The sequence below is a fragment of the Nocardiopsis flavescens genome, assembly GCF_900141985.1.
Classification (GTDB): domain Bacteria; phylum Actinomycetota; class Actinomycetes; order Streptosporangiales; family Streptosporangiaceae; genus Nocardiopsis; species Nocardiopsis flavescens.
Genome location: NZ_FQZK01000003.1, coordinates 271,302 through 284,706 on the forward strand (window position 1 = coordinate 271,302; position 13,405 = coordinate 284,706).

Annotated in this window: 9 protein-coding genes; 2 read left to right on the forward strand and 7 right to left on the reverse strand. The window is 74.7% G+C overall.

Annotated features, from left to right (window positions below):
* Nucleotides 1-75 precede the first annotated feature (75 nt).
* Nucleotides 76-969, forward strand: coding sequence for a hypothetical protein (locus BUE45_RS07905; RefSeq protein WP_073376969.1), 894 nt, complete (start codon nucleotides 76-78; stop codon nucleotides 967-969).
* A gap of 8 nt (nucleotides 970-977) precedes the next feature.
* Here BUE45_RS07905 and BUE45_RS07910 read toward each other — a convergent pair whose 3' ends face one another.
* The 4 genes from BUE45_RS07910 to BUE45_RS07925 all read right to left on the reverse strand — a co-directional run bounded on the left by BUE45_RS07910 (nucleotide 978) and on the right by BUE45_RS07925 (nucleotide 5,677).
* Nucleotides 978-2,756: an ABC-F family ATP-binding cassette domain-containing protein gene (locus tag BUE45_RS07910; RefSeq protein WP_073376971.1), complete on the reverse strand. Its 1,779-nt coding sequence runs from the start codon at nucleotides 2,754-2,756 to the stop codon at nucleotides 978-980.
* Nucleotides 2,757-2,913: 157 nt separating this feature from the next.
* Complete coding sequence (locus BUE45_RS07915; protein WP_073377474.1) at nucleotides 2,914-3,813, reverse strand: transketolase family protein; 900 nt, start codon at nucleotides 3,811-3,813, stop codon at nucleotides 2,914-2,916.
* A gap of 87 nt (nucleotides 3,814-3,900) precedes the next feature.
* Nucleotides 3,901-4,611 (reverse strand): thiamine pyrophosphate-dependent enzyme, encoded by a 711-nt coding sequence (locus tag BUE45_RS07920; RefSeq protein WP_073376972.1) that lies wholly within the window; start codon nucleotides 4,609-4,611, stop codon nucleotides 3,901-3,903.
* Between the two features lie 82 nt (nucleotides 4,612-4,693).
* Complete coding sequence (locus BUE45_RS07925; protein ID WP_073376973.1) at nucleotides 4,694-5,677, reverse strand: 4-(cytidine 5'-diphospho)-2-C-methyl-D-erythritol kinase; 984 nt, start codon at nucleotides 5,675-5,677, stop codon at nucleotides 4,694-4,696.
* 265 nt (nucleotides 5,678-5,942) lie between these two features.
* On the opposite strand from BUE45_RS07925, the gene BUE45_RS07930 reads away from it, so the two are divergent.
* Nucleotides 5,943-7,781 carry a serine/threonine-protein kinase gene (locus BUE45_RS07930; protein WP_073376974.1) on the forward strand — a complete coding sequence of 613 codons (1,839 nt, stop codon included), beginning with the start codon at nucleotides 5,943-5,945 and terminating at the stop codon, nucleotides 7,779-7,781.
* 70 nt (nucleotides 7,782-7,851) lie between these two features.
* On the opposite strand, the gene guaA is transcribed toward BUE45_RS07930, so the two are convergent.
* From guaA to BUE45_RS07945, 3 genes are all read right to left on the reverse strand, one after another.
* Nucleotides 7,852-9,432 carry a glutamine-hydrolyzing GMP synthase gene (guaA, locus tag BUE45_RS07935; protein WP_073376975.1) on the reverse strand — a complete coding sequence of 527 codons (1,581 nt, stop codon included), beginning with the start codon at nucleotides 9,430-9,432 and terminating at the stop codon, nucleotides 7,852-7,854.
* Nucleotides 9,433-9,626: 194 nt separating this feature from the next.
* Nucleotides 9,627-10,640 (reverse strand): UDP-glucose 4-epimerase GalE, encoded by a 1,014-nt coding sequence (gene galE, locus BUE45_RS07940; protein ID WP_073376976.1) that lies wholly within the window; start codon nucleotides 10,638-10,640, stop codon nucleotides 9,627-9,629.
* A 196-nt stretch (nucleotides 10,641-10,836) separates the two neighbouring features.
* Nucleotides 10,837-13,266, reverse strand: a complete 2,430-nt coding sequence (locus BUE45_RS07945; protein WP_073376977.1) for an endonuclease/exonuclease/phosphatase family protein — start codon at nucleotides 13,264-13,266, stop codon at nucleotides 10,837-10,839.
* Nucleotides 13,267-13,405: the final 139 nt, after the last annotated feature.

A 13,405-nucleotide genomic window follows, 5' to 3' on the forward strand; every position in this document is an offset into this window, starting at 1 on the left:
GGCATTCCGGCACGCCGCGGCCGGGTGGCCGTTTCGTTCAAGACCGGGACCGCACCCGCCCGGCAGGCTGGGGGCATGGACATCGACACCGACCGGACGGCCGCCTTCCTGGCCGGACACGCCCGCCCGCTGGACCGGCGGCGCTTCGAGCACCTCACCCGGCCCACCGAGCACACCGGCCCCGCGGTCCTGGCGGCCCTGGACGCCTACCGCAACCCGGACGGCGGCTACGGATGGGGGCTGGAGCCCGACCTGCGCTCCCCCGGGAGCCAGCCCGCCGGGGCCCTGCACGCCCTGGAGGCAATGGCCGACGCCGCCCCCTCGCCGTCCCCGCACGCCCCGGCCCTGCTGGACCGGCTCGGGAAGACGGCGCTGCCCGGCGGCGGGCTGCCGTTCGCGCTCCCGCTCGGGGACCCGACCGCCTGCGCGCCCTTCTGGGCGGCGGCCGACCCGCGGACCCCCTCCCTCCAGATCACGGCCGCGGTCGCCGCGCAGGCCCACCGCCTCGCCCGGACGGACCCGCGGGTCGCGGACCACCCCTGGCTCGCGGCCGCCACGGAGTACTGCCTGCGGGAGATCGCCGCCATCGACGGAGAGCCGTTCGCGTACGTGCTGTCGTTCGCGCTGGGCTTCCTGGACTCCGTCGCGGACACCCGCCCCGAGGCCGCGGAGCTGCTGCGCGGCCTGGGCCGGTTCCTGCCCGCCGACGGCCGGGTGCCCGTGGCGGGAGGCACGCAGGGCGAGACCCTCCACCCGCTCGACTACGCGCCCGAGCCCGGCCGACCGGTCCGGGACCTGCTGGACGCGGACGCCGTCGCCGCGGACCTGGACCGGCTGGAGCGCGGCCTGCGCCCCGACGGGGGGTGGACCGTGGACTTCGCCGCCCACTCCCCCGCCGCGGCGCTGGAGTGGCGCGGGTACGCCACGGTGGCGGCGGTCGCGGCGCTGCGCGCCAACGGCCGCCTCTGACCCCGGGGTCAGTCGCCGACGGCCTCGGCCTGGACGAGCCAGGCCTCCTCCAGCTCCTCGCGCTCGGCGGCCAGCGCCTTGCCCTCGGCGTCCAGCTCGGCGAGCCGGGTGTAGTCGTCGGCGGCGCCGGCCATCAGCCCGTGCAGCTCGGTCTCCCGGGAGCCGATCCGGTCCAGGCGCCGCTCGATGCGCTGCATCTCCTTCTGCGCGGTGCGGCGGTCGGCGGCCGACACGGCCGGGCGCCCGGGCTCCTGGGCCGGGGCGTCGCCGCCGCCCGCCGTGGGCACCGCGACCTCGCCCCGGGAGGCGGCCCGCCGCTCCAGGTACTCGTCCACGCCGCCGGGCAGGAACGCCAGGCCGCCGTCGCCCATGAGCGCGAGCACCCGGTCGGTGATGCGCTCCAGGAAGTACCGGTCGTGGGAGACCAGCACCAGGGAGCCGGGCCAGCCGTCGAGCAGGTCCTCCAGCTCGGTGAGGGTCTCGATGTCGAGGTCGTTGGTGGGCTCGTCCAGCAGCAGCACGTTGGGCTCGTCCATGAGCAGCCGCAGCAGCTGGAGGCGGCGGCGCTCGCCGCCGGACAGGTCGCCGATCGGCGTCCACTGGCGGTCGCCGCGGAACCCGAAGCGCTCCAGCATCTGGCTGGCGGTGTAGTCGCGCTTGCCGATGGTCACGTGCTCGCGCACGTCCATGACGGCCTGGAGCGGCCGGGCCTGCGGGTCCAGCTCGGCGACGTTCTGCGACAGGTGGGCGAGGCGGACGGTGCGCCCGGTGCGGACGGTGCCCTCCTCGGGTTCCCGCTCCTCGGCGAGGATCTTGAGCAGGGTGGACTTGCCCGCGCCGTTGACCCCGACCAGGCCGATGCGGTCGCCGGGGCCGAGCTGCCAGGTGAGGCGGTCCAGCAGGGTGCGCCCGGGGACGGCCGCCGTCACGTTCTTGAGGTCGATGACGGTCTTGCCCAGGCGGGAGCTGGCGAAGCGCACCAGCTCCACGGCGTCGCGCGCCGGCGGCTCGTCCTCGATGAGTCGGTTGGCCGCCTCGATGCGGAACTTGGGCTTGGAGGTGCGGGCGGGCGCGCCGCGGCGCAGCCAGGCCAGCTCCTTGCGCATGAGGTTCTGGCGGCGCTCCTCGGTGGCCGCGGCCTGGCGCTCGCGCTCGGCCTTGGCCAGCACGTAGGCGGCGTACCCGCCCTCGTAGCGCTCGACGGATCCGCGGCCGACCTCCCAGGTGCGGGTGGTGACGGCGTCCAGGAACCAGCGGTCGTGGGTGACGACGACCAGTGACTCGGGCCGGCCGCGCAGGTGCTCGGCGAGCCAGTGGATGCCCTCGATGTCGAGGTGGTTGGTGGGCTCGTCCAGGACGATGAGGTCGTGGTCGCCGACCAGCAGGCGGGCGAGCCCGGCGCGGCGGCGCTCGCCGCCGGACAGCCCCGACATGGGCGAGTCCAGGCTCCAGCCCCCGAGCAGGCCGCGCAGGATGTCGCGGGCGCGGGCGTCGCCCGCCCACTCGTGCTCGGCGCGGTCGCCCAGCACGAAGCCGCCGACGGTGGTGTCGGGGAAGTCGTCGCGCTGGTGCAGGAAGCCCACGCGCAGGCCGCGGTTGTGCACCACCCGGCCGGAGTCGGGGGGCAGCGCCCCGGACAGCACGGAGATCAGCGTGGACTTTCCGCCGCCGTTGCGGCCGACCACGCCGATGCGCTCGCCCTCGTCCACGCCCAGTGACACCGAGTCGAGGAGCACGAGGGGCCCGTAGGCCAGGGACACGTCCTGAAGGTTGACCAGATTCGTCATCGTCTCCATTGTCCCGGGTGTCGCCGGGTGCCCTGGACGGGGGAGCCCGGGGCCGCACCACGCAAGGCCCCGGGCAGGTCCGTAACACTGCATATCAGGATTTCACATACCCCGGGTGCCGGGGCGTCCCGGTCGGCCCCCGCGACGGACGGCACCCTCACACCAGGAAGAAGTCCCTGGCCGCGCGCGCGATTCCCTCGGTGTCCAGTCCGTGGGCGCGGGCGTGGTCGGCCGGGGTGCCGTAGGCGCGCAGCTCGGTGTCGCGGGACACGCCCAGGGAGAGCTGGCGGTGCCTGCGGTCGGCCAGCGCCTCGGAGACCTCGTGCGCGGAGGTGCCGCGCAGGTAGGGCTCGACCAGCATCACGTCGGCGCTCCCCGCCGCGGCGGCCAGGGCGCCCAGGCCGGCGCGGTCGAAGGGCCGCACGGTGGCCGTGTAGGCGACGGTGACGTCGAGCCCGGCCGTGGCCTCCAGGGTCCGGTCGAGCAGGGGGCCCACCGCCACGACCACCCCGGCGGACCGCGCCGACCCGGTCCGGACGGCGGTGAGGCCCCCGGTCAGGGGCCGGGGCTCGCGGTTGGCCGTGCCCGACAGCCGCACGTACACGCGGTCCTCGCCGGGCAGGGCCGCGCGCAGGGCGTCGCGCACCTCGTCGGCGTGGCCGGGCACGTGGACGGTCCAGCCGGGCAGGGTGTCCAGCAGGGCGACGTCCCCGGGCGCCTGGTGGGTGCGCCCCTCCTCCGAGGCGTCGTAGGAGCCGCCGATGCTCACCAGGACCGCGCCGACGTCCTGGTGCCCCAGGTCGAGCTTGATCTGCTCGAAGGGGCGCTCGACCAGGAAGGGGGCGTAGCTGTGCACCACCGGCCTCATGCCGGTGAGGGCGAGCCCGCCGGCGGTGCCGATCATGGCCTGCTCGCGGATGCCCAGGTCGATCACCCGGCCGGGGTGGCGGGACGCGGGCCGGCGGAACATGCCCGCGGAGATGGCGGCGAGGACCACGGCGACGCGCGGGTCCTCCTCCATCGCCTCGGCGACGACGGCGGCGAACGTCTCGCGCATGGCGGCCCCGGCGAGGGCGGGCGGCGCGGGGCGGGCGGTGGCGGCGGTCGTGGAAGCGGTCACGGTGTATCCCCTAGGGTCGCGGGTTCAGGAGGCGGAGCGGACGCGGGCGACGACGGCGAGCGGCCGGTCCCCCCAGGGCCGGGTGAACGCGGCGTGCAGGGCGTCGTGGTCGCGGCCCCGGACCTCGCGGGTGGCCCAGCCCTCGGCCTCGAAGCGGCGGGCGATCCCGCCGGGCCAGCCGTGCGAGGACGAGCCGTTGTCGATGACCACGGCGGTGAGGCCGCTCACGTCGAGCCGGCCGGCGGCGGCGATCGCCTCGTGGTTGCTGCCCTCGTCGAGTTCGCCGTCGCCGACGAGCACGACGGTGCGCGGCGCGGTCCCGTCGGGGCGGCGCAGGCCCTGGGCGCGCAGTCCCAGGGCGGTGCCCAGGGCCAGGGGCAGGCCGTGGCCGAGCGAGCCGCTGCCGATCTCCACTCCGGGGACGAGCACCCGGTCGGGGTGGTGCCCCAGGGCGGAGTCGAAGGCGGTCCACCCGCGCAGCGCGGAGACGTCGAGGAAGCCCTTGGCCGCCAGGACCGCGTAGTAGGCGGCGGGGCCGTGCCCCTTGGAGAGCAGGAAGCGGTCCCGCGCGGGGTCGTCGGCGGTCGCGGGGGCGACGTCCAGGACCCGGTCGTAGAGGACCCAGACCACGTCCAGGGTGGAGTGGGCGGCCGGGCCGTGCTTCTCGTCGCCCTCCATCAGGCCGATGAGGGCGGGCAGGTCGGCGTACCGGGTGAGGGCTGCTGTCGTCGGCATGGCCCCAGTCTTCAATCTCAACTTTGGTTGAGGTCAATGCGGCGGCAGCGGAATCCCGCCCGGAATCCGGGAGTGATTTACCTCACAGGACGACGGTGCCGGGGACGTCCCCGTCGGCCCGCACGATCTGCTCGCACAGCCCGCTCGCCTCCAGGGCGGCGACCACCGCGGCCTCCCGCCCGGCGACCGCCGACGCGTCCTCATCGCCGCCGCCCACCAGGAACGCGCAGGTCGGCCCGGACCCGGAGACCAGCGCGCCCAGCGCCCCGGCGGCCGATCCGGTCTTGAGCGTGCGCTCCAGCTCCGGCAGCAGCGACAGCGCCGCCTCCTGGAGGTCGTTGGCCAGCGCGCGGCCCAGGGCCGCCGGGTCCGCCGCGGCCAGCGCGTCCCGCAGGGCCGTGCTCAGCTCCGGGGCGGGGGCGTCCGGGCGCAGCCGGTCGTACTCGGCGAACACGGCGCCGGTGGACAGGCCGTGCGGGGACAGCGCGAACACCCAGCGGTACCGCCCCGGGCTGTCCACCGGCTCCAGGATCTCGCCCCGCCCCCGGCCCACTGCGGTGCCCCCCAGCAGGGGAAAGGCCACGTCGCTGCCGAGTTCGGCGGCCAGCCGCAGCAGGTCCCCGCGGCCCAGGCCGGTCCCCCACAGCCGGTCGCAGGCGACCAGGGCGGCGGCGGCGTCGGCGCTGCCCCCGGCCATCCCGCCCGCCACGGGGATGTTCTTGTCCAGGTGGATCCGCACCGGACGGCCCCGGCCGGTCTCCCGGCCCAGCAGCTCGGCGGCGCCCGCCGCGAGGTTGGAGGAGTCCAGGGGAACGCGTGACAGGTGGGAGGCCGAGCCGCCGTCCGCGGTCAGTCCGGCGAGGAGGGTCCCCCCGTCCGGCGAGGTGCTACCGTCGGGTCGCCCACTGCGCGGTCCCGCCTCCCGGACGGTAACCTCGTCGAACAGCGAGACGGCGTGGAAGACGTTGACGAGGTCGTGGAACCCGTCCTCACGTCCGGGCCCCACCGCCAACTGGAGGTTGACCTTCGCGGGAACCCGCACGGTTACGGTGGTATCAACTGTCACGAGTCCCCAATCGTAAAGGAACCCCCGCCTTGCGTGAACGCACATTCCCGCAGGGGAACCGCTGTGTTCACCCCGGCTCCGTGAGACGAACACGATGTTCGGGCGGAAACGGGAACCAAGCACGCGGTTCGGGGATCGTCTCCATTGTCATGTCAGTCACCGCCCTTCCGCGAATCGGCCCGATCCGGTCCGTGAGTGGGAATCAGGGCACAAACACCGCTACCTTGGGGCAAGGCGGAGTTTGGACACCGTCGGGGAGGGTTACTTGCCGTCGGATGGGCTCCCGAAGAACCTGGAACCGCTGGGCGCCGGAGATCCGGCCACCATCGGGCCCTACGTGCTGTCCGGGAAGCTGGGCAGCGGCGGCATGGGCACCGTCTACCTCGGCAGCGTGCCGGACCGGAACAACCAGGTAGCGATCAAGGTCATCCGCCCCGAGCTCGCCTTCGACGAGGCGACCCGGGCCCGGTTCCGCGACGAGATGGAGAACGCCCGCAAGGTCGCCTCCTTCTGCACCGCGAAGGTCCTCGACCACGGAACGTTCGAAAACCGCCCGTACATGGTGACCGAGTACATCGCGGGCACCGCGCTGGCCGAGCACATCGCCCAGAACGGCCCCCTGGACTCCTCCACCCTGCACGGGTTCGCCCTGGGCGTGGCCGCCGCGCTCGCCGCGATCCACCGCACCGGCCTGGTGCACCGCGACCTCAAGCCCGCCAACGTGCTGCTGTCGCTGTCGGGCCCGCGGGTCATCGACTTCGGCATCGCCCGGGCCATGAACACCGCCACCAACCACACCCAGACGGGCATCGTCATGGGCAGCCCGGGCTGGATGGCGCCCGAGCAGCTGCTGGAGGAGCAGGTCACCACCAAGGCGGACATCTTCGCCTGGGGGTGCCTGGTGGCGTTCGCGGGCAACGGCACCCACCCCTTCGGCAACGGCGACGCCATGACGCTGGGCAAGCGGGTGCTGTTCGCCGAGCCCCAGATCGGCAACCTCGTCAGCCCCCTGGACCGGCTGGTCCTGCGGACCCTGGACAAGGACCCCGCGCGGCGGCCCACCGCCCAGGACCTGCTCCTGGAGCTGGCGGGCGGCGAGGACACCTCCAATCCCAACGACATGGTGTCGCACGCGCTGCACCAGTCGTGGCGGCCCAACCTGCCCCCGCACGGCCCGCCGATGCCGCACGGGCCGCAGGGCGCCCACCAGACCATGACCGGCATGCGCCACCCGGCGCCCGGCTACCAGCCGCAGGGCGGCCCGCACCAGAGCGGCACGTTCGTGCGCCCCGCGCCCGGCCACCCCGTCGGCGGGCACCCGCAGCAGGGCCCGCCGCCCCCGCACCCGGGCGCCGGAGTGCCCGTCGGGCCGCCGCCCGCCCAGCGCCCGGCCTCCACCGGGGCGATCCCGATCGTGCCGCCGGTCGAGCAGCAGGCGCAGCGCCCGGGCCCGCAGCCGTACGTGCCGCCGGTGCCGCCGCCCCCGCACCGGCCGACCGGGCCCGCCAACCGGCGCGGCCTGGTCGTCATCGCCGCCGCCGCGGCGGTGACCCTGGTCCTGGCCCTGCTGGCGCTGATGTACGTGGTGACCAACGTGGCCGACGGCGGCGGCGCGGCCCCCCAGGACCAGCAGTCCGAGGGCGCCCCGGCGCCGGAGGAGAAGCCGGACGACGGCGCCGCCGGCGACCCGCCCACGGCGGGCGACGGGGTCATGGCGGCCACCAGCGCCGACGGGGCGGCCAGGCTGGAGGTGCGCGACGTCGCGTGCGGGCAGACCCGGATCCCCAGCCGCCAGGTGGCGGTGCAGGAGAACGGGCACTACTGCGTGCTCGACGTGACGCTCACCAACCTCGGCGAGGACACCGTGACGCTGGCGCACGACGCCCAGAGCATGGTCACCGGCGACCTGCGGGAGGTGGCCGCGGACCGGCCCAGCCGGGTCGAGGAGCAGGACCCCCTGTGGGAGCCGCTGCCGGCGGGCGGGTCCGCCAGCGGGCTCCTGGTGTTCACGCTGTTCACCGGGGAGACCCCCGACCGGCTGCTGTTCCGGTACAGCCCCTTCGCCGAGCCCGCCGAGATCGCCCTCCTGGAGGGCGGCGACTGACCCGGTCCGCACACGCGTGAGGGGCCCGGCCGACGCGGCCGGGCCCCTCACGCGTGTGCGGCGGGAGCGCCTACTCCCACTCGATGGTGCCCGGGGGCTTGCTGGTGACGTCGAGCGCCACCCGGTTGATCTCGCGGACCTCGTTGGTGATCCGGTTGGAGATCTTGGCCAGCACCTCGTAGGGCACGCGCGACCAGTCCGCGGTCATCGCGTCCTCGCTGCTGACCGGGCGCAGCACCACCGGGTGGCCGTAGGTGCGGCCGTCACCCTGGACGCCCACCGAGCGGACGTCGGCCAGCAGCACCACGGGGCACTGCCAGATGTCGCGGTCCAGCCCGGCGTGGGACAGCTCCTCGCGGGCGATGGCGTCGGCCTCGCGCAGGATCTCCAGGCGGTCGCGGGTGACCTCGCCGATGATGCGGATGCCCAGGCCCGGACCGGGGAAGGGCTGGCGCCACACCATCTCCGGGGGCAGGCCCAGCTCCTCGCCGACCTTGCGCACCTCGTCCTTGAACAGTTCGCGCAGCGGCTCCACCAGGGTGAACTGGAGGTCCTCGGGCAGGCCGCCCACGTTGTGGTGGGACTTGATGTTGGCGGTGCCGGTGCCTCCGCCGGACTCCACCACGTCCGGGTACAGGGTGCCCTGCACCAGGAACTCGACCTCGTTGCCGTCGCCGCCGTCCGCGACGACCTCGCGGGCCGCCTGCTCGAAGACGCGGATGAACTCGCGGCCGATGATCTTGCGCTTCTCCTCGGGGTCGGTCACCCCGGCCAGCGCGGACAGGAAGCGCTCCTCGGCGTCGACGACCTTGAGCCGGGCACCGGTGATCGCGACGAAGTCCTTCTCGACCTGCTCGGCCTCGCCCTTGCGCAGCAGGCCGTGGTCGACGAACACGCAGGTGAGCTGGTCGCCGACGGCGCGCTGCACCAGGGCGCCCGCCACCGCCGAGTCGACGCCGCCGCTGAGGGCGCAGATGACGCTCTTGTCGCCGATCTGCTCGCGGACCCGGGCGACCTGCTCGTCGACGATGTTGAGCATCGTCCAGGTGGGGCGGCAGCCCGCGCCCTCGTACAGGAAGCGGCGCAGCACCTCCTGGCCGTGCTCGCTGTGCAGGACCTCGGGGTGGAACTGGACGCCGAAGAGGCGGCGGTCGGTGTCCTCGAACGCGGCCACCGGGGCGCCCGCGGTGGTGGCGACGGCGCGAAAGCCCGCGGGCGCCTCGATCACCGAGTCGCCGTGGGACATCCAGACCGGCTGCTCGTCCGGCAGCCCGGTGAAGAGCAGGGAGTCCGCACCGGTCACGCGGAGTTCGGTCCGGCCGAACTCGCTGAGGTCGGTCTTGGCGACGGTGCCGCCCAGGGCGCGGGTCATGGCCTGGAAGCCGTAGCAGATGCCGAAGGTCGGGACGCCGGTCTCGAAGAGCTCGGCCCCGACGTTGGGCGCTCCCTCGGCGTACACCGAGGAGGGGCCGCCGGAGAGGATGATCGCCTTCGGCTTCTTGGCGAGCATCTCCTCCACGGGCATGGTCGAGGGCACGATCTCGCTGTGCACGTGAGCTTCGCGCACCCGCCGGGCGATCAGCTGCGCGTACTGCGCGCCGAAGTCCACGACGAGGACGGTGTCGAACGTGCTGTCAGCACCAACGGACACGACGGAGGACCTTCCGCAGGAGTTCAAGGGAATGCGCCCAGTCTAGGGCGTTCGCCGTGTTCAGCGGATCCGCGTCCGCGGGAGGGCCGCCCGCCCCGCCCGCCCGTGCCCGCCGTCGGCCTCGGCGGACGCCCGCGGCGGCGCGCACCGGCCGTGACGAACGGCATCCGCAGGGCGCCGGTGCGCGGCCGGGCTCAGTCCGCGAACCCCCGGGGGTTGGCCGACTGCCAGCGCCAGGCGTCCGCGCAGGCCTCGTCGAGGCCGCGGACGGCCTTCCAGCCCAGGTCGCGGGCGGCGGCGGAGGGGTCGGCGTAGCAGACCGCGATGTCGCCGGCGCGGCGCTCCACCACCTTGTGGGGGAGGCCGCGGCCCACCGCCCGCTCGAACGCGCGCAGGCACTCCAGTACCGAGTGCCCCTGCCCGCCGCCGAGGTTGTAGACCCGGTGGCCGGCGGCGTCGGCCAGGTGGTCCAGGGCGGCCAGGTGGCCGCGGGCCAGGTCGACGACGTGCAGGTAGTCGCGGACACCGGTGCCGTCGGCGGTGTCGTAGTCGTCGCCGAAGACCTGGAGGAACTCGCGGCTCCCCGCGGCGACCTGGGAGAGGTAGGGGAACAGGTTGTTGGGGACGCCCTGCGGGTCCTCGCCGATGAGGCCGCTGGAGTGGGCCCCGACGGGGTTGAAGTAGCGCAGGGAGATGATGTGCCACCGCGGGTCGGCGGCGGCCAGGTCCGCCAGGACGCGCTCGCCGAACAGCTTGGTGGCGCCGTAGGGGTTGGTGGCGCTCAGCGGGGCGTCCTCGCGGACGGGCACCGTCTCGGGGTCGCCGTAGACCGTCGCGGAGGAGCTGAAGACCAGGTCGCGGACGCCGTGCCCGTCCATGGCCTCGACCAGCGACAGGAGCGCGTCGAGGTTGTTGCGGTGGTAGCGCAGGGGCTGGGCGACGGACTCCCCCACGGCCTTGAGGCCCGCGGTGTGGATGACGGCGCCGACGGCGTGCTCTTCCAGGACGCGGGCGACGGTGTCCCGGTCGGTGCAGTCGCCGCGCACCAGCACGGGGGCGCGGCCGGTGATCCGCTCGACCCGGCGCAGGGACTCGGCGTGGCTGTTCACCAGGTTGTCCAGGACGACGACCCGGTGCCCGGCCTCCAGGAGTTCGACCGCGGTGTGCGAGCCGATGTACCCGGCCCCGCCGGTGAGCAGTACGTTCATCTTCGCTTCCCTGGCTGGTGAGGAGAGGGCCCGCCGAGCCGCGGGTGCTCCCCAGGATAGGTTCCCGTCCCGGGGCGCGGGCCCGGGGGCGTGTTCCGCGTGTCCCGCCGCGGTCCGGGGCACGGCTCGCCTTCCGGACATACGGCCGCGCCCGGCCGCGGGAACGGCCGGGCGCGGAACGGGTCGGCGCGGGTCGTCAGGGGCGGCCCGGCGGGGTGGAGCGGCGGGTGTCCAGCCACAGCACCTGCGGGTCGTGGTCGCTGACCTGGTCGTGGAACTCGGAGTTGATGCGCACGACCTCGTAGTCCACGCGCCCGGCCAGCGCCTCGTTGATCAGGATGTGGTCCAGGGCCTGGGAGTTGCCGTCGAACACGTAGTTGTGGCGCTCCCCGGCGGGCAGGTCCTCCATCGGGTTGTACAGCGGGCCGTCGTCGGTGAGGATCTCCAGGGTCCGGGAGAACTGGAAGTCGTTGAGGTCGCCCATGACCACCAGGTGGGCCTGCGGGTCCACGGCGAGCAGCTCCTCGGCGAAGTCGGCCACCAGGCCGGCCTGGGCGTTGCGCTGCGTCTCGCTGGTGCGGTTCGGCGGCTGCACGACCCCGTGCAGGGCCTCGTCGCCGCCCTTGGAGTTGAAGTGGTTGGTCACCACGTAGATGTCGCGGTTGAGGGCGCGGAAGTGGCCGACCAGCGGCTTGCGGCTGGACTCCCAGGCCGGGTCCTTCGGCTCGATGCGGCCCGGGGAGACCGACAGCTCGGCGCCGCGGGGGCCCCGGACGACCTCGACGGCGGTGGTGGCGTCGCCGCCGGGGCGGTCCACGAACTGCACGCGGGCGGGGTCGAAGAGGAAGGCGTTGCGGATGTTGCCGCCGGGGGCGCCGCCGTCCTGCTTGTCCTCGGGGCTGATCTGGCGCCACTCGTAGGCGGGCCCGCCCCGGGCCCGGACGGCCGCGACGAGCCGGTCCAGGGTGACCCCGGCGTCGACGGTGCCGTCGTCCACGGCGCCGTTGTCGTCCTGGATCTCCTCCAGGCCGATGATGTCGGGCGCGCCGAGGTGGTCGACGATCCCGGAGGCCAGCGCGTCGTACTTCGCCTGGTCGTCCTCCCCGCCGAGGTTCTCCACGTTGTAGGTGGCGACGGAGACCTCGTGCCGGGCGGTGTCGCGGACGGGGGTGCGCTCCAGGTCGCCGGGCACGTGCTCGCCCAGGGTGGAGGCGCGCACGAGGTAGCCGCCGAACCGGCTGTAGTACACCGGGCCCTCGGTGACCCCGGCGAGGGTGTCGCCCACGTTCGCCTGGGGGAAGGGCCGGACGCCGCGGTCCAGCAGGGACTCGACCTTGACCCGGCCCGCGTTGGGGTCGTCGTAGGAGCCGTAGGCCACGCCGCCGGAGGCGGTGCGGTTGTGCCCGGGTTCCACGGTGACCCAGAGCGCCTGGTAGGCGTCGGTGGGCGCGATGACGGGCGCGTCCTCGAAGCGCACCGTCATGTGCTCGTGGGCGGCCCAGAAGTCGAGGGCGTAGGTGTCGGGGCGCAGCTCCAGGCCGGAGATGTCGCCGCCGTGGTCGGGCGCGTACTCGGCGGGGATGGTCCCGGCCTCCAGCACCACCGACTCCGGGACGGCGTTGCCGGTGGACAGGACCGTCCACCGCGCCTGGTCGAGCTGGGTGACGGTCTGCGCGCCGGAGGCGGGACGGTACTCGTCGACCCGGCCGGACACCAGGACCTCGTCGCCGGGGGCGACGCCGGGCGTGGTGGAGCCGGTGAACACGAACAGGCCCTCGCTGGTGCGCGGGTCCCCGTCGCCCTCGGGGTCCTGGAACCAGAACCCGCGCGCACTGCCGAAGGCGTTGACCGCGGTGACCACCCCGGGCACCCCGGAGGCGGTGCCCCCGGCGTACGGGGAGGTACGGGTGATCCCCTGGATGTCGTGGATGCGCAGGTCGCCGGGCTCCCCGGGGCCGGGCTCCTGCGGTTCCTCCCCCACGCCCTCGCCCGCGGCGTTGACCGGGGACGGCTCGCCCGCCGTGAAGTCGGCGGCGTTGTCTCCGGTGTCGGTGAACGCGGCGTCGCGGGAGGCGGAGGTGGTGTTGGTGAGCGCGGGGGCGGGCGCGCCCTCGCGGACGACCGCGCCGCCGTAGCCGACGACGTCCACGACGGCCCCGTCCGCGGCGCAGTCCGCGGTGGTGCGGCACTCGACGGGGTCGGTGTCCGAGACCAGCAGGACGGTGCCCGCGGTCGCCGACATGGTGACCGACCCGGCGGCGTCGGGCGCGGGCAGGTCGGCCGTGCCCCCGGCGCCGGCGGCCTGGCGGACCAGGTAGCTCCCCCGCTCCGGGATCTCCCCGGCCAACGGGGTGACCTGGACGCGGGTGGCGGGGCCCGGGGAGGCGGGGAGGTACTGGACGCTCCAGCCGTCGACGGACACCGGGGCGCCGGTGGCGTTGCCCAGCTCGACGAAGTCGTGGCGCAGCGTCGCTCCGCTGTTGCCGCCGCCTCCGTAGACCTCGGCGATCACCGGGGTGCCGGCGTCGGCGTGGGCGGACGGGGCCGATCCCAGGGCCGCGGCCAGGAGCACCGCGGCCGCGGCGGACGTCGGCGCGAGCAGGCGCCGTGGTCGGGTGGGGGACACGTTCTCTCCGGGGGTGCTGGGGAGTAGGGGCGGGGACATCATGGCCCGCGCGCGTGTCCGTTGGTAGGAGGCGACGTGAAAAGAAGGCGAAGCGGGCCCCGGTTGGTGTGATCCGCCCGGGTCGGCCGTGCCCGCGCCT

Excerpts from the sequence above, each read along its gene's own strand:
- BUE45_RS07905 (WP_073376969.1), top strand. The coding sequence starts at position 76 with ATGGACATCGACACCGACCGGACGGCCGCCTTCCTGGCCGGACACGCC.
- BUE45_RS07910 (WP_073376971.1), bottom strand. The coding sequence starts at position 2,756 with ATGACGAATCTGGTCAACCTTCAGGACGTGTCCCTGGCCTACGGGCCC.
- BUE45_RS07915 (WP_073377474.1), bottom strand. The coding sequence starts at position 3,813 with ATGCGCGAGACGTTCGCCGCCGTCGTCGCCGAGGCGATGGAGGAGGAC.
- BUE45_RS07920 (WP_073376972.1), bottom strand. The coding sequence starts at position 4,611 with ATGCCGACGACAGCAGCCCTCACCCGGTACGCCGACCTGCCCGCCCTC.
- galE (WP_073376976.1), bottom strand. The coding sequence starts at position 10,640 with ATGAACGTACTGCTCACCGGCGGGGCCGGGTACATCGGCTCGCACACC.